Below are 21,408 nucleotides of genomic sequence, written 5' to 3'. Positions count from 1 at the left end.
TATATTGTCAATAAAGAGCAAAATGAATTCAGCAGTAAGCTCTTAACAGATACTTTAATATCACTATAGGTAGTGCTAATAATTACACCATAACTCGGGCTTCGTGATTAAAAAATCTTACCCAGATTTATGGGGTAGTATTTTATAGTATTAGACGCACGAATTTTTTATGTTTCTTTTTTTAATATTATCTTAAAGTTGCTTTGAAAATCAGGTAAACTTCGCATCGTAAAAAAACAAGGTAGTTTATGTTTAAGAAGCAGAATATTTCGAATGGCATCGTTTTATCATTTCTCTTGCTAGTAAGTGTGTTTTCTTTATTAGCACCGACCTTTTTAACTTTTCCAACTTGGGCGAGTATTCTTAATTTCACCGCAGACTTTGGCATTGTCGTTTTAGGGATGACCTTATTAATGATTGCCGGGGAATTTGATCTATCTGTGGGCTCAAATTTTGCTTTAACTGGGATGATATTTGCTACACTATCGCAACATGCTAGCCATGGAATTTTTGCCTTATGCATGGCGCTTTTGATAGGCGCTGGCATTGGGTTTATCAATGGACTAATCACATTGATTCTAAGAATTCCTTCGTTTATTACCACACTAAGCACGATGTTGATACTAAGAGGCGTGGTGCTCCTTTTCACCGAAGGGTATCCAATTACCATTGATGGCAATAATATGACGATGGAACTGCTTGCAGGTACTTTCGTTGATAACTTGTTGGTATCGTTTCTTTGGTGGTTAGTGATTGGCGTATTGCTTAATTACCTATTGAACCAAACAAAACTGGGAAATCATATCCAAGCCACGGGTAATAATCCAGATACGGCTTACTCTGTGGGCATCAACACTCACGCCATTAAATTAATGTGTTTTACATTATGTGGGATGCTGGCGGCACTTGCAGGTGTTATTCAATTTAGTCATATCAATAGCCTATCACCCACAGCTGGCGAACAATATGAACTATATGCCATAGCAGCGGCAGTCATTGGCGGAACGTCATTGAAAGGTGGACAAGGCAGTATATTCGGCGCTGCGTTAGGGACATTGCTCATCAGTACCATTGACTCAGGACTGATTCAGATTGGTGTATCAACTTATTGGTTCCGGGCATTTGTTGGTGTGATCCTCATTCTTGCTGTCTCGATTAATTATTCCTTTGGTAGCGTTAAATATGGCATGCGATAATAAACAAAAGCCTCTATTGCAGGCGGAGCATATTAGTAAGTGGTTTGGCAATGTCAACATATTGGACGATGTCTCTTTTCAGATATTCCCAGGGGAAATCATTGGTTTAATGGGTGAAAATGGGGCGGGAAAATCAACATTAGTGAAAATCATTACTGGTTATTACTCACCCAGTAAAGGCAACCTATATTGGCAAGGCAATCCCTTAAACTATCGACGTTCATTCGGACCTATTCATGCTTATCGCATTGGTATACAAACTGTCTATCAACAGCTAGGCTTAATCGAAAATTTATCCCTATGGCGAAACTTTTTTCTAGGCAATGAATTAGTGACAGGCCATTTTCCTTTTAGACGGTTAGATGTTAAGCAAATGCAACAGATAACCCAGCAACAATTAACAGATTTTGGTGTGGATAAGACCTTTCAAGCCCAAACACGAGTGAGTGATTTATCGGGTGGTGAAAGGCAGGCGTTAGCGATATGTCGGGCAAAATATTTTAAACCGAAATTACTCATTCTTGATGAACCAACGAGTGCACTCTCAAAGAATCGTATGGACAGTGTTTTAAAATCGATTAAATCCGTGGCCGATGCTGGCATTGCAGTTATATACATTTGCCACCAAAGAGAGCATTTGCAGGCGGTTGCAAAGGAGATTCTCTATTTAGATAAAGGAGCCCTGGTAGCGAGGAAGGTAAGTGAACGTAATCAGATAAAAACAGAAGAATATCACGCTTTTTAGAAGGAGTTAACTTTGAAATACTTTAAAATTATACACTCTGTCATGTTTTTTTGGCTTAGTGTAACGAGCAGTTTTGCCAATAATACTTATTATTTGATTACTCATGGTTCGCAGGACCCTTATTGGACTTCTTTATTTGACGGTGCAAAGCAAGCAGCGAAGGATTTAAACGTTCAAGTCCAAGTTTTATCCCCACCCGGTGCCAATGACGTTCCCAAGCAACTAAAATTCATTGAAAGTGTCCTTGCCACTGATCCATTGGGCATCGCGACGACGATTCCTTCGAATACCGTATTTTCGAAGAGTTTAAAACAAGCAGAAAGTAAGCATATTCCAATCATCGCGGTGGATACGAAACCAAGTAATCATCAGAAAAATCCGTATTTGGCGTTTTTGGGATCCGATAACTTCCAAGCAGGGAAAATGCTGGCTATGGAAGCAATTAAGCATGCACGCGAAAAAGAGAGGGCGGTTATATTGAATCCTCAACCTGGCCATGTTGGTCTTGAAATGCGCGCTAAAGGTATCAAGCAAGTATTAAGTGAAAATAACATGGTTGTGGAAGAGCTGGATGTGGGCACCGATGCTAATTTTGTACAATCAAGAGTCAAGTCCTATTTTCTGCGTCATCCCAATACAACGATCCTGTTTTGCTTAACCTCCCAGGCACTCGACCCCATTGGGCAAATGCTACTTCAACCTAAAAAGAATAATTTTAATTATAAGCCGCTCGTATTTAGTTTTGATAAAACCCCAAATACCCTGTCTTTGATAGACAAAAACGTCGTAGCTTATGCCGTTGATCAGCAACCTTTTTTAATGGGGTATCTCGCAATAGCCCAGTTGGTTTTATTTAATAAATTCCACTTAAAGCCTGTGAATATTAATACTGCCACCTAATCCTAGGCATAAGAATGTCGCTAAGTATGGACCTTCGTCATATTCACATAGGGTTTAAAGGAGCTATCTTTGGATAATTTAATATCCTCCGAATTCATGTGTTTAAAAAATCCTAGCTTTATATGAATCTTGATTGCGTTTTTAGTCACAAATTCGATGACTCGATGACTGTGGTGATTTTCTAACTCAAATGTCTCCGTAATTTCATCGATGAGTGACTGTAAATACTTGCCGTTCTTTTTGTTCATTTGATATTGATTTAACCGTGATTGAAAATACTGCGTCATGTCTTGTTTGGAGATGTCAAACTGTCTCGATAGAACGCTCATGTTATAGAGCTTGAGCAGGGTTTCAATTTCAAATATGTAGGCGTTAGCTTCGTTATTAGAGATACGCCCATAGACATTAAATGCGTGTCCAGCTTCATGAACAAGTACTCCTATAATATCTATGGGGCTTGTTTTTTTTGCATCCAAAAAAGATTGACTGATTGCTATGGTAACGTTTGGAATCCAATCTGGATAAACGTGCTTCAATTTTTTGTAAGTGATTTCTGTGACGAAAATCGCAGGGTTATTTTTTAAACCAAAAAAGGAATTTCCACTCAGAAGGTCAATTGTAAGTTCAGGAATAATGGCATTCGTTCCATTGCTTAACCCATCAATCGCAAGTATTTGGCAATAAATTAGCATTCGTTGCATTTCTTCAAGCGTCATAATCTACCCTCCATGGTGCGGCAAGCTGGTTCAAAATAGGATGCATAAGCACATATTCGATCATGCTAATAATAGTAATACCATCTGGTTAAAATTAATGTCAATACAAAATGTTCAAATATTCGTGAAACTGGGCTTAAATTTAATTAAAGAGATGGATTATGAATAGATGAAAATAAATTAAGACAAGATGTTTTGATGATTGTCATAATAGTGAAATAAGAAGTCACATAAGCGAAACAATAACGCTAAAGCTATGTTGAAATAACTTCGTCTTGAAAATGTGGACTACTTTAAATAAGCATCGAAACGAAGGGTCTTTTATTAGTATGGTTATGACGTTTCTTCGCATAAATCCCACCTCTTCAAGAGAGTATGTTTACACTCAATCCTGCATGGTTTAAAATAGACCAATATGTATGTGCTGAAGATAAAATTATGCTGAACTTTCCCGGAAGTTTACGAATAGAATATAAAGAAAAGTCGAAATTAAGTCCTGAAGATTCTGAATTAATCAGCAAAGGATTTACGCCAAAGACCATAATGCAAGACCAAGAAGGGCACAGTTATATTGCAAAATCCCCCGATCCGTTAACGGCAAAAGACGTTTTTAACGGGTATGTTCCACCACAAGCCATTGATGAATTAGACCCCAAAACCAAACGCCATATTTTTTCACTTGAATTTGAGGGGGCATTTTTAGAATTGCTTATCCCCAACGTGATGAAAGGGCTGTTTGGTGATCTAATGGTGGTCCCTGAGGTCTATCTGCATGTTGGCCAGAATAATCAGGTGATACTTTTGTCAAAGATTCTTAGTCACTTTGATGAGTTTTTACACCAAAAAGTCACCCAAAAATTTGGAGCAGTGCTTGAAAATAGTGAGATTCCAAGGCGAGAACAATTAGATCTTAATGAGGACGATGCTTTTTTTATTGGTCAAATCTATGCTGCTGCCCTAATATTTAATCACTGGGATATTTTAAATTCAAAGTTTCTCAACTCTGGAAAAATCCGAGTTGATAATCAATTTAAAGCCTGCATTGTGGATTTTGGATTTTGTGGTCATTTGAGTTATAAGGGACGTCACAATGATAGTCTTTGTATCGACGATGAAAATTTTACTAAAGGTAAAAAAATCAATTATCGCTTCTTTACAAGTAACTATTTACAAGATTATCGACACCGGTTTGCATTGCCTTTCGATGGGAGGGTAGGCACATTACTTCCCCATACAATTATTGAAAATTTGTTTGATCTATCCGGTAACAATCCGATCAGTTTAAGTATGCGCAAGGGCTTTGCTACAATGGTCGAGCAAGCAATCCATAATCTTGAGTCTAATCCTAATCTCTATGAAACAGCCTTCAATGATAGTCTCAATCACTTTTCAAAAGAATCGAGCATTCAGCCGCAAGATTTAGGTGAGTGGATAAACATGAGTTATTATCACGGGAATCCACAAAGCGATACGCTTTTTACCATTATTTCAGATCGCGTCTACGATTGTCAGAGGCTTTTAAACCAATTTAATCAAGGGGTTGATGCGATAAGTCTCCACGAAGAAACACGTGATCATTATGTTCAACATAACATGCTGAAATCTATATAACGAAATGCCATTGAATTGAAAGACTAGTTGGCAGCATTGTTTTCTATGTCAGCTTGCCGAGTTAATGACGTTGATATGCCAGAATCAATCTTGAAAGTTAGCGCCATAATCGAGGATATTCCAATAAAACCTGTTACCAATAACTTAGGTGACGCCGGAAGCTGGCCAATTGTAAGAACGATGATTGCCGTCATCCCCATATTAATAAAGTTCATCACTGCGGAGCCATTTGATGTATCATCACAATGCCGTAATGCCAACGAGGATGCATTTGCAAATACGAATGATAAGGCAAAATTAATTAACGTCATGGGTAAAAATAAAGAATAAACAAGACTAAAATCGATGATATAAGCATATAACATGGTAAGGACGCCAAAAGTTGCAAATCGGACGCCCAATTTCATGATAAAAGAAGACGAAAAGAAATGTGTTAAATAAGCACTGGTGATTGCGCCAAAAAGCATGCCAAGTGTCGGGAGCAAATTCATCAACGCAAACGTTTTTTCACTGTATCCATTGCCAGTTATTGAAATGAATGGTGCCCAAGTGGCAAAGAGGTAAATAAAACTGCTCGCACAGCCTAGTAGTACACCGCCCTGAATAATCGACTTATTTTGAAATTGGCGTCGATATTTCGTTATTAAGTATGAAATATTCAATGCATTATTATCAGGGGTTGATAGCGTTTCTTGTAGACGGGATACGAGTATCAAGATAACTAGACCATCGCCTAATGCAAAATAAAAACATCCTTGCCAGGAAAAAAGGCTCAAAATGACACTGCTTATGCCAACCGCTAAACCGGGGGCAATGGCAAACGCTATGACAAGAATCGCAATCCGTTTTGCAGCGATGCGATTATTGCACATTTCATTGACCAGGGTGAAAGCCATTTTTAAACCGACCCCGGCTCCCAAACCCATAAATAAGCGCGCAATGGGTAACAGGCTAAAGCAATGCAAGACGCCAGCCATGATGCAAACAATATTTGATAAAATCTGGACAAGAATACCAACATAAAGCGCCGGTTTTCTGCCCAATCGATTCGCAAGAGGCCCATAGATGAGCTGACCAACTGCGTAGCCAATCAAATAAAGACTCATCAATAATTGAACTTGATCGTTGTTGATTTCAAAATAATGGGTGATTTCAGGCAGCGCCGGTGTTGGAATAACGGCATTCACCGAAGCAAATGAAATCATCAGCAAAAATGTCAGCCAAGGGAAGGGGGTGTTGTTCATCATTATACCGTTTTAAATAAATACAAAATAGTTATTCTATTATCATAAATTGCATATAAATTTACAATTCGATAAAATGTTAATAACTATTAACTAAAATGCAATAATAAATGAGTAAATTTGATGCGGTTCAGACGTTGATCTGTGTGGTCGAGCAAGGTGGCTTTTCGGCTGCGGCAAGGATAAAAAAAATCTCGACAGCCGCAATCAGTCGACAAATTGCCCAGCTTGAATATGAATTGGGGGTAAAGCTTTTACATCGTACAACGCGGCAAATTCGTTTAACCGAGGCAGGCCAGCTTTATTTATCCCATTGCCGGCAAGCTCTTAGCGCCTTATCTGAAGCAGAAAATGCATTAATTGCAAGCCAGAAAAATGTATCAGGTTGTTTAAACGTTTCTTGCAATCGATACTTTGCCCATCATTATCTTATCCCGAAACTACCTCAATTTCTAACAAAATACCCGCAATTAAAACTCACCTTTGATCTCGCTGAACGAATGCCGGATCTCGCTTCGGAAGCAATTGATATTATTTTTGGTGTGACCATGCCTGGTAAGCTTGATTATATTTGCCGAGGGATAACCAAAACGCGCTATGTGCTTTGTGCAACCCCCAAGTATTTAAGCCAACAGGGTAATCCCACACAGGTGCATGATTTATATCAACACCGCTATATTACTCATTCAATGCGTGAACCTGTTGATGTTATCCAATTTAGGCAAGATCAACGACTAGAAATTGATCCTTACCTAACGTTTAATGATAGCGGTGCGATGCTCATGGCTGCTTTAGAAGGGCTGGGGATTGTCTATTTACATGATTATGTGGTTAAGGATGCACTAAAACGAGGGGATTTAATTGAGTTATTGCCCGAAGCCAGTTTAGTCGACCAGACAGTCTACATGTATTGGCAAAAGCAACGCTATTTACAACCCAAAATAAGGGCATTTGTTGACTATTTCGTCGATGATGCGCCAAATAATTAAGGATATTTCCCTAGATACTTAGCATCGCCGTGTTGGATAAATTCATACATCAAAGTCGTTGCGAGCCTTTATACAGGTCCAGAAAAAAACGTCCCAAGTTAAATTTTCTGTCGCTACGAGCAACGCGAAGCAGTCCAGAAGACCGATGCGCTTAAATAGGAAATAAATTGTGAAGTTAGTTAAGAGCTTTTATATCAAATGTCCACACAATCATTAATCACTGATTACGGGTAGTCCTTAATTTGGATGGAATTGGCAACGGTTTGGATACGTTTGGTGGACATGTTAATGATCCATCGTACTAATTTTCCAGGGGCATATTTCAAGGCTTTTTGAATAAAATTACCAATCACCTGACTGATAAACCCTTGGCTATTCATCATATTGGCAGCCTGTTGACCAAGGCGCTGGTTGCTTTCAATGAACGGTTTCATGACATCTTCATAAGTCATAAATGCTGCGGCAAAATTATCTTTCTCTCGCGCTAACTCGCCTGCCAAGATATAAGCACCAATAATTGCTAGGCTTGTGCCTTGTCCTGAAAGAGGGGAGGCGCAGTAGCCGGCGTCTCCAACTAAGGTTACCCGACCTTTGCTAAAACTCGGCATTTTGACTTGGGCAGCCTTATCAAAATAATAATCATCGCCCGTAGTTTGATAGGAAAGCAGCTTAGGCATCACCCAGTCAATGCCATGGAATGCTTGGTTTAATCGTTGTTCATGCGCTTTTCGGTCTTTCAGAGGAATCGCTTTTTCCTTGCTGACAAAGCCAAAACAAGCTTTCATTTGTTGATTGTCGCCGGTGCTCCACACTTGAGCAACGCGCCCAATTTCGGTGAATTGCATCTCTTGGTTGTTTAAATGGAGATAATTTGGGGCATTATAAACGCATAAATACACACCTAAATCATGGAGCCACTGAGATTCCTCGCCAAACACCAAATGACGAACAGTTGAGTGAAGGCCATCTGCACCGATTACGAGATCAAATGACTGCTTGTTGCGATGTTTAAAACTCACTTCAACATGCGTATCGGTTTGTTCAACTGCTTCAATGACATCATCAAACCAAATATCGATGCCGGATAAATGATCATAAAACGTTCGGCAAATACCTTCACGCACCACTTCGATATCATCGCCACTCCGATGCCCAAACGCTTCACCATCCATCTCTTCAATGGTTTTGCCCTGTTTATTCACTAAAATTGCATTTTGCATGTTGGTATTTAATTGCTTTAATTTCTCATATACCCCCATGCGGCGAATGACTTCTAAGGCGCTGCCGCGAATATCTAATTTATACCCGCCAACTAAAAGCGCGGGCGCTCGTTCCACAATGGTTGGCTCAAAGCCATAGTGTTTTAACCAGTAGGCCAAAGAAAGACCGGCAATGCCGGCACCAGAGATTAATATCTTCATGCGAATATTGGATAGGTGAAAGTTGAAAAAATTATAGCACTTTAATCGACCCTAGGATATCTAAGGCATAGAGGAGCCTATGATCTCGGCTGATAATCCAACTCTCATGCTACGCATGACTCTATAGTTGCGATTAGAAACTGTTATCAACCGTTTGATTAGTAAGTGCTGCTTCTTGCTCATTTGCTTCAGATAGCAATTTACTTTTTTGAAAGAGGCTGATTTGATTAACCACCAAATCACATTGTTTTTCGTAGGTAGATTTTGGCCTGTCAAACCAAGTTTGTAGCCAAGTGAGATTATCCCATAAATACGGGATAAAGCGGATAATTGGGTTTGTGCTATTTCGTAATGACTGATTGGTTGATTCATTCATAATGGCATGTATATCGTCAACCGTTTCTTTTAAGCATTGAGCCATTAGCTTTTGATTTTGCTGTTTATCATTGTCTGGGGAAAGTGCCTTATCCGCGTTGCTGACTTTTTGTAAAATTGCATCAAAAGGGGTTTGTATTTGGTTGTTGGAGGGCTTTAAGACTTTGATATAGTCCGATTGAACTGCTTGAATCATTTGATGCAAGGTTTTTAAACCATTTTCTAATTTTTGATATTCAGTCAGCTCCATGGGTTGGGGAGCAGGCCATTTTTCAATTAGGTCAAAGCAAAACAATAATTTATTCGTTGTTAAATCATTCAAAGGGTTGACTGTTAAATTTTCTGATTTCATTAAGTTGTCTTGGAATAAGTTGCTGGTATTAAATTCTTTAATGGTGATTGACAGAAGCTCTTTCCCTTTCTTTGTGGTTTGATTCAAAGCACTGATTTGGTTTTTTAAATTTAAAACTTGTGCTTCTGAAATTGTTTCAAAATCATGGGTGGATTTCGCCAGTTCCATGAGATGTCTATAAATCGGATTGCTCAGAAATATCATATTTGAATAAAGGGCCAATATATCTTCTAAAATGATTTTAACTGCTTGATTTTCTGAAGCCTTCGCTATTAATTTGCGAATTTGGTTTGATTTATATTCGTTGATTTCACTGCAAAGCTTTTGTAGCAATTACAAAACAGCATTTTCTGGTTCTTCTTGATCATAGTGCTCTGATGTGATGGTCATTAATGTTTTTTGTAGCAGAAAAAGGGGCTTTTCCACATTTACCTAATGGGTAATTGTAAAAATCATAGGGAACTCTCGCATCATCACCTCTATCAATAAGTGACAGGGCGATATCTTGAAAGTGGTTTTCGGTTAAATGAAAACTGTTGCAGCAGAGTAATATAAATTCTTCAACTAATGTCTGAAATTTAGCAATATTCCCCGTGTTGTTATTTATTTTAAGCAAGACTAACCGCATCGCCGCCATAGCCTGAACAATCATTACTTTTTTTCTGATAACCCCGTTTCCAAATTATTATGGCGTAACCTGATTCCGTGGTGATTGAAAAAGGATAAATAGTCCATATCAAACATCGGGGTTTTCATAAATACTTCCAGGCGATGTGGTATAAAGAATGCGTTATATGAAAAACAAATAAACATATCAAGAGGAGCTTATCACCAGGACTGCTCCTGACCTAGATTCCGCACCCTAAAATGATAATCAATGAGATAGATTCTGATTTAAGAGGTTAATTTCAACTAAACTTATAATAGGAGGAATTGAAGGAGGAGATTAACATGAATACACTCTTTTTGGCGACTGTCATTGGCTGGTATTTGGTCATCGTCAGCCTGTTTACATTATTTCGACGTGATGCTTCAATAGCGGTGATGCAAGACATTATGGGACAGCGCAGTCTCGTCTTTATCTTGGCTGTATTTACTCTCATTTTAGGACTGCTCATGGTCGCGAGTCATAATGTTTGGGTGATGGGATGGCCAGTGGTTGTGACGCTATTTTCATGGCTTGTGTTGCTAAGTGGCCTGGTCCGATTTTTCTGTCCAGAAACGGCCATTAAAATGGGACACTATTTTATCAACCATCCAACGAGAATGACGATATCAACGGTAATTTTCCTAATTATCGGCTTGTTTTTATTGTACCAAGTTTATTTTGCAGGCTATTTTGCCTAATTGCTTGCATGCTTGGCAGATCTTAAACTGCTCTTAATATAAGGGCAGTGGGTATTATTTATTTGCAATTCATATTCCATACTTTTTTAAGCGTTACGCTCAAAGTTTACTATTGGCCGGCGTTGAGTTGTCATCGAGTTCTATTGTTGGTGATTTGGCAATGTGCTCTCTTATGCCTGCAATTTTTTCAGAGTCATAGCCCTTGTCGCCTGTGATAGTCTTTTGAATTGCTTTCACTGCAACTGGCTCAGATATTTGTTTGTTATCATATTGTTCGATAGTCTCTTTCAGGTTTTTGTACATTGCTCGATAACTGGGTGAAAAAATGTTCATAAAAAAGTGAGCCCAGGTACTGCTTCTTGTTTGAAGGTACTTTCTAGTTTCTTCAATTGTATCTTTATTGTCACGAATGACTTTAAACAATTTTTCTGATCCATCCCTGTTTAATTGAATGGATGTCTTAGCGTTTGTTAAATCTTTTTGTAAGGCATCAATCATAATCTTAGCTGATGAATTAGTCGGTATTGATTTATAAATATCCCCACCATGCTTAATTGTGTCTTTAACTTGTCTATCAAAAGCTTGGCGTAATTGAACGACATCTACCCCTTTTTCTTCTAACTGGTTTATATTTGATGCAATTTGCTTCAGTATATCTACCATCCGTTGGTGGTTGTCAATGATTGCTAACGCGCTATCAAAATCTCGAAGTACTCTTTGGTATTCAGCCAACTTATCTAATTTATCTGTATTTGCACTGTTGAATAAATTTACAGATATCGACATAGCCTCACTAACACTATCTGCAGTGAAAATGTCGGTAGAAGGCAAGTTATCAAGGTTGGATTTCAACTCATCTGTGAGCCTAATAATAATTTCTGCGTTGGTTTCGCCTTTTAAGACGTTGCTAATACAATTTAATTTTTCTGGCGTTGACTCGCCAGAAACGACAAATGTTGGCATGATTTCAAGTGCTTGATTCTGTAATGTCTGTTGAGAAGAGGATAGTGCATCTTTCACCGCCCCCCTTAAAATGCCAGACAGAGGCGGGACACCCCCAGTTAATTCAGGATTTGCGGTGGTTTGAACCCAACTATAGGCAGAAACAAATATGCCGGTTATACCACCAACAAACACGGATCTAAAATGTCTTTGCAAGTTAGTTTTGTTCGCTTCTGACAAGGAGGACAAATCACTTTTAAGCGTATCTAGCTTTTCTTGAGTATTGTATTCTTCCCAAAAGGCGATTACTAATTGACTATCATCTAAAGACAATATTTTATCCAACGTTTGTAATCGCTCGCATGTCGCTTGAAGCGCTTTTTTTTGAGAGGTGGTATTGTCTGGAATAGCCACATTTTCTGCAATCGCTGAAAGTGATAGGTTAACATTGCCGCCAAGGCCTTGAATCATCTTTACGTGGTCATCGCTTAACTTGACGTATGGTTTTAAAAATTGAGAGAGTTCGCTATCTGAGGAAACTTGTCCACTCAGTTTAAGCGCAAGCTTTGAATTGACCTTAAATATTGGTTCGAGGATAGACAGCTGTTTATTTGTTAATAGATCCTCGGCCAACTTTTTTGTAAAATCTAAATCTGCACCGAGTAGAATGGCAATCTGATCCCGAACTTTCGTGTTTTTTTCGAAAACTGTCTTAGCCTCTTTGGGATTAGCTTCAATCAAAGAATAGATATTTTTTCTATCTTCACTAATCAGTTTTGCTACTAACGCGTCATTATTCAAAATAAAAATTTTTGCGGCTTGGTCTCCTCTTTTGAGGATTTCTTCAGTTAATTTTATATTGCTTAATAATACCTTCGCGGCGTTTTCCCGATCAGATGCGATAATTGCAAAAGCATTTTCAGGACTAGTGGATAGCTTCTTAATCAGAGATATTTGTTGATATTTTTGGGCAACGAGTGGTTTTAGTGAGATATCAAGGGTATTCTTCAAGGTACCCAAATCAACACCCATTCTACTAGCAATGGATTTTTCAATACTTCCAAACGTACTTAATTCAGAAGACAGTCCATTCAGAACAAAATAACCAATTTCCAGCATCCTTCCCGTGTTATCAATATTCTCGATAGAAGGGGGCTTTTTAAGCCAATCTGTCATATTTTTGAGTAAATCTTCTCGGGCTTGGCTATCTTTAATGTTTTTCCATAATGCTAGTAGATTTTCTAAAATAGGTTCAATATCTTTTTGATTTTCCTCGTCAAGGGTATCACGATAATCAATGAATGCATCGGCTAAATGATATATCAACCCCCATGTTCGTTCCTTATGATCTTTTATACCATTATAGGCTTTTGATTCAGACCCCCCTTTGAATGCTTCATCAATGAGTGCTAATGGGCTTTGAGTATCGGTAGCCTTTTGATTGCAATCAATAACTAATGGCGCTATCAATTCTTGAGATGTTTTAATGACTAAGGCATGTTTTTTGCCTTCCTTTGTCGTTTGTTCACTTTCAGCATTCCAGCTTTTAGGTTGAAAGTCTTCGCGAGTGATAGGGGGCATAAGCTATTTCTCCCCAAATGTAATTTCGATATAGTTAATTATATACTTTTTCTATTAAGATTTTATTAACAAGACAAAGTGATATAAATGTAAGCTTCATATCGGGCAAAAAATAAAGGTTACGTCATTCATTGCGAGACCTCGTGTTATAAAGATTTTGAAACGAGGCAAGGTCTGTCATCATTTGTGGATGTGGTGTTATTTATTTAATTCGCCAAAAGTTTGATCATCTCGTCACAACTTCCTTCTCTTTTTCCTCCGGGCAAATTAGCGTCGAAAAAAGAGCAGCCTGTTTTGTCTTTATTTTTACCAAAATACACTTGGTGGTATGCCTTGGATGATGAGTTCTGATCGGTTCCAGTAGGGTAGTTAATTAGTAGAACGTGTTCTGAATCGTTTAATTCTTCCTTTGCTGATTTGGAATTATTCATCTGCGTAAGAGGGCGTTTATCGGTTTTAAAAACACGTTTGTTATCAAAGAAGGCAGCATCCATCCCCATTAATGCACCCATTTCCTTACCGTAAATGGATGATCCATAGTGAAATGGAAGACGCGACAATCACTGCGCCCACCACCCATGCGCGCGAAGTCAGTGCATTAACAAATGATGCGGTAGCTGCCGCACAAGCGGGTGAGTATAAACACGCAGCCATCAATGCTGCGGGTGCTATTGCTAATATATTTGCATTTTTTGGCAGTGGTGTTAATGAAGCCAGCAAATCAGGACTTACGAAAAACACATTTCTACCGATGGCATTGCCAGCTCGTTAATTAAGTAATTTTTGAGCAAGTTTTTTTTGATTTGGTAAACCGTCTGTCCTGTTTTATAGGCAATATTTTTCAACCTTACCCATACATGTATCGCACAGGCAATGTGGTTTCGTTGAATACGCTGTTTCCTACATTGGCACCTATCAATACCTGTAAGCTGTTTTACCTCACGATGGAATTGTTCGACAAACCACCTAATGGCACAAATACTTTTTGTATCATCAGAGCAGTTTTGATTAGTATCGTTTGTGACAACAAAATCCGTTCTGTTGGGAGAAACAGCAACGGAAAACATTTTCATCGCGAGGTGTTCAGGCATACCTTTCAGGCGCACTGATTTACCTTGGTGTAATTCGTCTTCAGACCACTGTAATTCTGTGATGGGATGATACTCATCGCCCGTCTCACGGGCTTTAGCCAGGCGATTTTTTTTAATTGGGCAATAAAATTTTTTCTTATGATCATTTACAAGGAGCATAAGCTTGCTTGTGGCATACCATGTATCCATTAAGACAGTTTTAAATGGGAGCTTTTTACTGAAAATCGCATTAGTTAACATCTCTGCCACATGATCAACTTTACCTTTACCATCTTTTTCCGGATCAAAAATGCGAAAATCAATTACCCAGAATTGCTTGGTTTCTGGATTAACATAAATGCAATTATCAAGACCTATGCCTCTGATGACCTTGTGAGCATTTCCACTATATTGACACCGGACTGACTCAATGCGACGTGAATGACTTTTATCAAGAACCGTGTCATCAAAAACCAAATACCCATCATCACTTTCAATAATATCTGGTTTTACTTGAGACCATACATTGCTGGCTGTCAGACGATTTCTTTCCAAATATAGTTTTACCAAGTCATGGCTAACGTTTGAAACGTGTTCTGCATAGTTGGTTAGTGTGTAATTGACTTGGCTACTCAGTAAATATTGACAATAGTCTAACTGGTCAAATGGTTTTTTAGGACGGCTTATGACAACTACCTGATTAGTAAGATTGGGCGTATTTTACAATAGCTCTGATCTTATAACTTTGATCTTTTAGACAGTGGGGTTGTAAGAAATATCTCAATTTAGTTTGATCTTTTGACTATGCATGAGGGGTTTTCCGTAAGTCCTGATCTTATGAAAATTCATGAAAAGTTATTTCTGCGCCTTGAGACATTACAGTCTCATCATTTTCAAGAATCTGTTTGTAATCACTGGGGTAAACTTCTTTTAAATTTTTGCCAACGATGTGCTCCCCTTGAGCTAAAACCCGACTATCGATTAGCGATTGTTCTAAGTTCGGACTGGCATATAGATAATTACCCTCTTTATCTCGAATCACTAAGTGACTATTAGCACTCATAATGGCGAGCATTTGGTTTAATATTTGTGAGAATTCGCGATTAATCAAATCGATATTCCTATTCAATTCTTTTTTGATAGGCATATAATTTTTTACATAATGCAAATGAACTCCTTATCTAAAAGATTGGGTTTATTTCCAATATTGAAGCTGAGTTCAAAAACATAAAACATCACGAAATCTCAGCGACAAACCCGTTTAATCATTAAAACTTGGATTATCCAGTTCTCCATTCGTCTTTTTGGAGAAGAGATGCCACTGACAAAATTATACCAATAGCACTTATTTTGAACAATTGAATTATTGCAAATTCATTGTTAGCTTTTAGTTAACAGATTAACATAAGAAAATTTAATCATGTGTGGCTTGCAGCCGGGCTGGCGAACCAATGGGGTCAGACTCGATTGGATAGCATCCGCTTTTGCAGACTACCACATTAGCCGTATGGCTAATGTGGTCTTCACTCTATAATTTTAACTATTATTGTGATGGAGATATTAAGGGTCTTACATCTTCTGATAATTTTTGTATAGCTGAATTCACTACTTCAGATTCTGCTTTTTGCTCACTGAAGAGTTTCATTCTTTGGGATGATACACCAAGAGCCCTGCCAATAGCTTTCAATCCATTAAGCATAGAAATAAATACATCAGCAACACCATGCCATACTTTAGGCTGAAAATCAGCTTTAGAATTTAGAAAACGTTCAGCAACATTCTCTGAAAACTTCTTAAATGAAGACTCTAGATCTTTCATAGGCTTATCTAAATATGTTTTTGTATCTTGTTCTATAGCGCTTACCAAACTGCTAACCGTTTCTTTGTATTCATTCTCATCGTTGATTCCACCAAGCCCAGTTTTAAGTTGCTCTATAAGTTCAGATAATTTTTCCTGGGTTGCTTTATGTAATTCGATGTTTTTTTGCAATGTACGAATATGACCTCTTAAATCTTTACTTCCCGGCGTTGGGTATTCGCTAGGTATATCATCCAAGTTCGCTTGAGATCCACCATATTTAATTGGGTCCTTCAGTGTTTTTAGAAGACTTTGTGCTTGACTTAAATTAAGGCCCAACAAATCCTTTTTACAAAGATTATTACGCTTTTTTATTTCAGCCTGAATCTCTTGATTCCTTTGATTTTCTTTCTTTCGAGCTCTACCTTTAGTCATATTGCACTCCATAATATTTATGTGTTTAACCTACAAACATTATAGACATAAATTGCCGTTTGTGCTTATTAATAAGTCCTTTGTTGCGAATTCACACTTTATAAATATCAATCAGAAACAGAAATCCCTAGTAGCAAGCAATTGACTCTTATACACTTGCCTTAAAAGATCTGCTTTATTTCTCTTATGTGCGCTGGTCATCCTGAACGTAGTGAAGGATCTTCTTTTGCCGAAGACCAATGCTCAATTCAGTAGATCCTTCGCTATGTTCAGGATGACGGGTTCTAGGGTTTTTCGTAAGTCCTATAAATATAAATCCGGAAAAAATTTTCAAACTAACCCTAGTAAAATTTAGCCCTCACACTTATGCAATTTTCTTTAATCATACATCCATCGCCTAGCATCTTGCTGGGTGATGGGCATAGTATATTTCATCATTGACTATACCAACCTAACCTAAAGGTAATATCTAATATATTTTCAAATTGATAAATAAATTTCAATTTTTATCAATTTGAATGAATCAATACAGTATCCATCTGTTTTTATTAAAAAAATACAACATGTCCCTCTCTAAATTAACGACAATAACAAAATCAATCAGACGCAATAATGTGCAACATGAATCAAAATGGTATATATGTTTATATATAAATCCAAAGTCCAACGGAGCGAGAAATGCCTAATTCAAAATTAGCCCAAGAAGTGGGTAAGCAAATCCAAGAATATGGTGATGCTGTTTTAGGACGCATATTATTAAGCAATGTCATTGACGGCAAATCCATCACGGACGTGCATTTTAAAGAGCTAGTGGACTCAGCGCAAAAAGCGAATAAAAAATTAACGGCTGCGGATATTATTAATGAAATGATTTCTAACCCGGATAAATTTGGATTAGCCATTGATAGTGGGAAAGCCATTAAACTATCAACGGATAATAGCCGAGTTTATGAAATTCAAATAGAAAGGACGGGTGAATCGACCTACGATTTAAAAGTAATAGGCAAGTACACCGATGACAAAATGGTAGCGACTCCTGCCAGGGTAATGCACGCCAAAATTAATCCTGATAGCTCCATCGATATTAAAGCTGGGGATGCCGTGTTTACCAGCAAAGCACCCGCGCCAAGAGAGTTACAAGCCGATGTCATTGAAAAATTTGGTCAAGCAGTAGCTAACGGTGAACCGAGTCATTTGGCAATTATGGGAACTGGATCGGGAAAAAGCTGGGTGCTTGCTGGCGTGACTCATGCTGTAGGACATGGGATTTTTGTTGTGCCCAATGATAGCTTAGCGAAGGAGACTCGCAAAGATGCAATCATGGTTCTGCACGGACAAAGCACGAAAGTATACATGGCTAAGGATTTAAGTGTCGACGAATTCAAAAAAGCGATTCAGGAAGAGCATGTCCAAATCATCATGACAGCGGATGACCCTTTATTTTTTGAAAAGAGCAAGCTTGTTAAAAACCGCACGGTCTGTATTGATGAATCCCACCAGCATACGTTTAATGAAGCACAAGTTCATAATTTAGAAACAATGAAACAGAATAACGTCATGTTGGCGGTTACTGGTACGCCTACCAGTAAGCTCAATGAATTATTTGGAAACAAAGCGCTTGTGGATGTTAATATCCGCACCGTGATGGATGCCGGACAATTAAGGCCTATCATTCCACAACATCAAACGAATATTGCAAGTGACAATATTGAGCGGACACTCATCGAAGGCTATTTTGGTCGCCAATCCTATTTATCATCGGGTGAGGATTATGTTAAACCGGACCCTAATAATGCCAATGTGAAATCTAAACCGCTCTCAGAACAGGTTGATTACTTTGTTGAAAAAAATCGCGTGAAAAGCATCGATCAAAAAAACTTCTTTTTTAATGGGGATCCCACATTTCGAGAAAAAATGATGGGTATTTATAACCAAATAGCCAAAGGGACCTATTCTGATTTAACTGCGCTTCAAAAAAATATCCAAATTATGCGCAGAGATGCAGAGGTTGATTATCGGATGCAAGTGATGAAAGAACTTGGCGATAAACGACCTGATCACGAAATTAAAGACGATGCAATAAAACAAGTAGGCGAAGGTAAACCGGTTGATCTTAAACAAGAAATTGAGGCATCTCAGAAGGCACAAGTTGCGCAGTTTATCAATTCGAACGCGGCAGCCCTTGCATTTGGAAAAAAGCCATTCGATATGGAGTTGTTAATACGTAAGGGTAAATTTAATCAGTTAATGACGGACAATAAACCCAATGAGAAAGATTCGTCCAAAGCAAATACGCATCCGGAAGACTGGCGAAAAAATAAAGCAAAACAATTAGCTGACAAATATTTTGAAAGTGAAGCAGGACAACAAGATATCCAAAAGTTGGGCAGTGATGAAACCGCGATACACCAGTTAAGGCAAGAAAAAGTTGCAAGCTTTTTAAAGAAATTACCCACCGATAAAAAAGGTATTGGGGAAATGATTCAAGAAGATTTAAGAAGAAACATGGACTTTGTGGGTGGACTACCGCCTGATCAGCGTGAAAAAATCATCGAAAAAGTGGCAAAAACCACGGTGAATTTTATGTTTGCAGCTGACGATAAAGAGGCTATTAAAGCGATGAGCTCGGGCGATAATATTGACCTTGAAAAACTGGGTGCAACCTATGCGGCTAATTCAACCAATGATATGAGTGATAGTGAAAAAAATGCCTTGCTAGATGGATTGCGCACGGGGTTGGTTATGCATGTCGGAAGCGGTACGGCATTTTCCACAGGGATCTCAATCCCCAGTGTGTTAAGTACCCAGCAAGCGATTCTAAATGACAAAGATGAGTTAAATAACGCCTTAGACACACCCCAGTTGCATGGCCGAACAGTACGAAATAAAGACAGCTCTGCATTAAACCAACAGGTTGTCGCTAAAGGCGTTGTCAATCATTTGCCATTGCCAGATATTATAGCCAAGGATTCTAATGCGAAAACCATGGAATTTTTCAAAAAACAAATCTTTTACAATGCACAAACCCACGTTGGTCAACAAAGGTTAGATTTTGGCTTAAAAGTAAGGGAGAAATTTGAAGGAGGGGCTATTGGCAAATTTAATTATTTGAAGCAAGAACAGGAGATACGTCATAAATTTTTGGAAGAATTCAAAAAGTTACAAGCGACGCCTAAGCAAGGTCAAAAGGGCTATGATCCGGTTGAATATAACAAAGCCCAAAAACAAATCACAAAATATGGAACACTCGCCGTTAAAGCAGAGAAAGAATTACAACAAATCAATAACGCCATGTTACTCAACAGAATATTTCTATCAAATGAAGTTCACGCTGAGCTATTTCAATTGAGACAAGAAGAACGGGACATGAAAAAAACAGATCCTAATTATAAAGACGAAATGACTCGAATCAGTGCGAGAAAGAGTGAGTTAGATACATACTTAGATGTTATCGGAAATCAAGGTACATCTAAGTCCCAGGAAACTGGCCATGTCTTTTCTGCTTATGGGGTTAAACCGGATATGCATGACGAATCACAATCCAAGACAATAAGGAAAGTTGAAGAGCAAATGAGTAAGTTTAAGGGTAAAGTCAGTGATATAAAACAGCCTGATCCAGAGTCAGGGCCAAAATTTGACAAGCACTAAGTTGCTACAGAGATTAACCAGGGTTAGTTAACCATTCGTTATCGTAACGAATATGCATGGTTAACTGGCCCAATTTATACCCTAATTTAGACTAAGTAAGGGATTGTCGTCTATAATTTGATTACCTGGTTCCACAGTTTAACACAAAGATTGGTTAAGGAGGTCTTGTTATATCCAATCATGACTAAAGGCAAGTATTGATATATATCTGCTCATTATGTATAATGAATGGTTTTGCATCATTTGCTATTTTAAGGGTTCTTTATGGATGTGAATTTAACGTCGCAGAAAATCGGATATACGAGTAGAACGGAAAGGGATCAAATTTTCTCAAGAATACCAAAAAATACTAAAATTCTTCGGTTATCCAATAACGGCTTAAGGTATATGGATGTTTCCGAGTTAAATCAAAGGATTCGTGAATTACCAAAAGAAATAGTAGAGCTTCATCTTGATGATAATGAACTTGGTTTGTTGAAGTATGACGATTTCAACAGTATCGTTCACACCATCGGTGATAGCATGCCTGTTCTTCAAAAACTAAACTTAAGTCGCAATGACTTATATTGTTATTCAGCTGATAAGCTGAATCAGGCGTTACATAATTTACCAAAAACGTTACAAGTTTTAATCTTATCTGCCAATAATTTGGTATTATCCATTGAATCTAGCTTGGCTCAATTTATTTCAAGCCTTGTAAACAAACTTTCCATATCAGTTGTTGATATTTCGGGTAATGGGCTTGATCATACCGGCCAAGATGAGGAAGTGGGCCTTAAGGCGAGTTTCTCTATTATGCTAGAAAGAATCATTTTTTCCGATTCATTGTTCATGACCAAATCGGGCTTTGTGAATAATCCAAGTAAAAACTCGCTATTTAACAATGCCAAAGATGAAGTCGGAGGCACCCCTTCAGATCCTCCGATAGTCCATCGCAACAGTCTTATTTAACGTGATGCTCAACTTTTCACGGAACAAATCGGGCCCGGGCGCGTGAGCGAGCCCGAGCCCGGTTTTTAAACAATTCCAAGGCGTTCA

General features: G+C 38.2%; 19 protein-coding genes. 9 read left to right on the top strand and 10 right to left on the bottom strand.

The window, feature by feature from the left end:
• Window positions 1-248: 248 nt before the first annotated feature.
• The 3 genes from AB3348_RS08070 to AB3348_RS08060 are packed head-to-tail and all read left to right on the top strand — an operon-like array spanning window position 249 to window position 2,841.
• The gene (locus AB3348_RS08070) at window positions 249-1,196 is read left to right on the top strand and encodes an ABC transporter permease (RefSeq protein ID WP_367607088.1); all 948 of its coding nucleotides are present in this window, start codon (window positions 249-251) and stop codon (window positions 1,194-1,196) included.
• Complete coding sequence (locus AB3348_RS08065; protein ID WP_367607087.1) at window positions 1,183-1,941, top strand: ATP-binding cassette domain-containing protein; 759 nt, start codon at window positions 1,183-1,185, stop codon at window positions 1,939-1,941. Before AB3348_RS08070 ends, AB3348_RS08065 begins: the two co-directional genes overlap by 14 nt.
• A gap of 12 nt (window positions 1,942-1,953) precedes the next feature.
• A complete protein-coding gene (locus tag AB3348_RS08060; RefSeq protein WP_367607086.1) occupies window positions 1,954-2,841 on the top strand; it encodes a substrate-binding domain-containing protein in 888 nt (295 codons plus the stop codon).
• 20 nt (window positions 2,842-2,861) lie between these two features.
• Here AB3348_RS08060 and AB3348_RS08055 read toward each other — a convergent pair whose 3' ends face one another.
• On the bottom strand, window positions 2,862-3,557 hold the full coding sequence (locus tag AB3348_RS08055) for a hypothetical protein (protein ID WP_367607085.1): 696 nt from the start codon (window positions 3,555-3,557) through the stop codon (window positions 2,862-2,864).
• Window positions 3,558-3,932: 375 nt separating this feature from the next.
• On the opposite strand from AB3348_RS08055, the gene AB3348_RS08050 reads away from it, so the two are divergent.
• Complete coding sequence (locus AB3348_RS08050) at window positions 3,933-5,168, top strand: hypothetical protein (RefSeq protein ID WP_367607084.1); 1,236 nt, start codon at window positions 3,933-3,935, stop codon at window positions 5,166-5,168.
• A gap of 23 nt (window positions 5,169-5,191) precedes the next feature.
• On the opposite strand, the gene AB3348_RS08045 is transcribed toward AB3348_RS08050, so the two are convergent.
• Window positions 5,192-6,415 (bottom strand): MFS transporter, encoded by a 1,224-nt coding sequence (locus AB3348_RS08045; protein ID WP_367607083.1) that lies wholly within the window; start codon window positions 6,413-6,415, stop codon window positions 5,192-5,194.
• 107 nt (window positions 6,416-6,522) lie between these two features.
• On the opposite strand from AB3348_RS08045, the gene AB3348_RS08040 reads away from it, so the two are divergent.
• Entirely contained in the window at window positions 6,523-7,401 is an 879-nt protein-coding gene (locus AB3348_RS08040) for a LysR family transcriptional regulator (RefSeq protein WP_367607082.1), read from the top strand.
• 224 nt (window positions 7,402-7,625) lie between these two features.
• Here AB3348_RS08040 and AB3348_RS08035 read toward each other — a convergent pair whose 3' ends face one another.
• The 3 genes from AB3348_RS08035 to AB3348_RS08025 form a co-directional block, all read right to left on the bottom strand.
• Window positions 7,626-8,822 (bottom strand): FAD-dependent monooxygenase, encoded by a 1,197-nt coding sequence (locus AB3348_RS08035; RefSeq protein WP_367607081.1) that lies wholly within the window; start codon window positions 8,820-8,822, stop codon window positions 7,626-7,628.
• A 133-nt stretch (window positions 8,823-8,955) separates the two neighbouring features.
• On the bottom strand, window positions 8,956-9,717 hold the full coding sequence (locus tag AB3348_RS08030; RefSeq protein ID WP_367607080.1) for a hypothetical protein: 762 nt from the start codon (window positions 9,715-9,717) through the stop codon (window positions 8,956-8,958).
• 196 nt (window positions 9,718-9,913) lie between these two features.
• Window positions 9,914-10,201, bottom strand: coding sequence for a hypothetical protein (locus tag AB3348_RS08025; RefSeq protein ID WP_367607079.1), 288 nt, complete (start codon window positions 10,199-10,201; stop codon window positions 9,914-9,916).
• 299 nt (window positions 10,202-10,500) lie between these two features.
• On the opposite strand from AB3348_RS08025, the gene AB3348_RS08020 reads away from it, so the two are divergent.
• Window positions 10,501-10,896 carry a hypothetical protein gene (locus tag AB3348_RS08020; protein WP_367607078.1) on the top strand — a complete coding sequence of 132 codons (396 nt, stop codon included), beginning with the start codon at window positions 10,501-10,503 and terminating at the stop codon, window positions 10,894-10,896.
• 99 nt (window positions 10,897-10,995) lie between these two features.
• Here AB3348_RS08020 and AB3348_RS08015 read toward each other — a convergent pair whose 3' ends face one another.
• Together AB3348_RS08015 and AB3348_RS08010 are read right to left on the bottom strand one after the other, a co-directional pair.
• Window positions 10,996-13,419: a hypothetical protein gene (locus AB3348_RS08015; RefSeq protein ID WP_367607077.1), complete on the bottom strand. Its 2,424-nt coding sequence runs from the start codon at window positions 13,417-13,419 to the stop codon at window positions 10,996-10,998.
• Between the two features lie 206 nt (window positions 13,420-13,625).
• Window positions 13,626-13,931 (bottom strand): hypothetical protein, encoded by a 306-nt coding sequence (locus AB3348_RS08010; RefSeq protein WP_367607076.1) that lies wholly within the window; start codon window positions 13,929-13,931, stop codon window positions 13,626-13,628.
• 17 nt (window positions 13,932-13,948) lie between these two features.
• Between AB3348_RS08010 and AB3348_RS08005 the strand changes: the two genes are divergently transcribed.
• A complete protein-coding gene (locus AB3348_RS08005) occupies window positions 13,949-14,191 on the top strand; it encodes a hypothetical protein (RefSeq protein ID WP_367607075.1) in 243 nt (80 codons plus the stop codon).
• Here AB3348_RS08005 and AB3348_RS08000 read toward each other — a convergent pair.
• The 3 genes from AB3348_RS08000 to AB3348_RS07990 all read right to left on the bottom strand — a co-directional run bounded on the left by AB3348_RS08000 (window position 14,148) and on the right by AB3348_RS07990 (window position 16,722).
• Window positions 14,148-15,176 (bottom strand): transposase, encoded by a 1,029-nt coding sequence (locus AB3348_RS08000; RefSeq protein ID WP_367607276.1) that lies wholly within the window; start codon window positions 15,174-15,176, stop codon window positions 14,148-14,150. The two genes, AB3348_RS08005 and AB3348_RS08000, sit on opposite strands and share 44 nt — an antisense overlap.
• 148 nt (window positions 15,177-15,324) lie before the next feature.
• Window positions 15,325-15,657, bottom strand: coding sequence for a hypothetical protein (locus AB3348_RS07995; protein ID WP_367607074.1), 333 nt, complete (start codon window positions 15,655-15,657; stop codon window positions 15,325-15,327).
• 375 nt (window positions 15,658-16,032) lie between these two features.
• The gene (locus AB3348_RS07990; protein ID WP_367607073.1) at window positions 16,033-16,722 is read right to left on the bottom strand and encodes a hypothetical protein; all 690 of its coding nucleotides are present in this window, start codon (window positions 16,720-16,722) and stop codon (window positions 16,033-16,035) included.
• Window positions 16,723-17,400: 678 nt separating this feature from the next.
• Here AB3348_RS07990 and AB3348_RS07985 point away from each other — a divergent pair.
• Both AB3348_RS07985 and AB3348_RS07980 read left to right on the top strand, forming a co-directional pair.
• Entirely contained in the window at window positions 17,401-20,370 is a 2,970-nt protein-coding gene (locus AB3348_RS07985) for a DEAD/DEAH box helicase family protein (protein ID WP_367607072.1), read from the top strand.
• Between the two features lie 264 nt (window positions 20,371-20,634).
• A complete protein-coding gene (locus AB3348_RS07980; RefSeq protein ID WP_367607071.1) occupies window positions 20,635-21,321 on the top strand; it encodes a hypothetical protein in 687 nt (228 codons plus the stop codon).
• The last annotated feature ends 87 nt before the right edge of the window (window positions 21,322-21,408 follow it).

The organism is Legionella sp. W05-934-2 (genome assembly GCF_964199965.1).
GTDB lineage: Bacteria > Pseudomonadota > Gammaproteobacteria > Legionellales > Legionellaceae > JAFIFT01.
The sequence above is the reverse complement of the archived record's forward strand: the minus strand, read 5'-3'. Positions and strand labels throughout refer to the sequence as shown.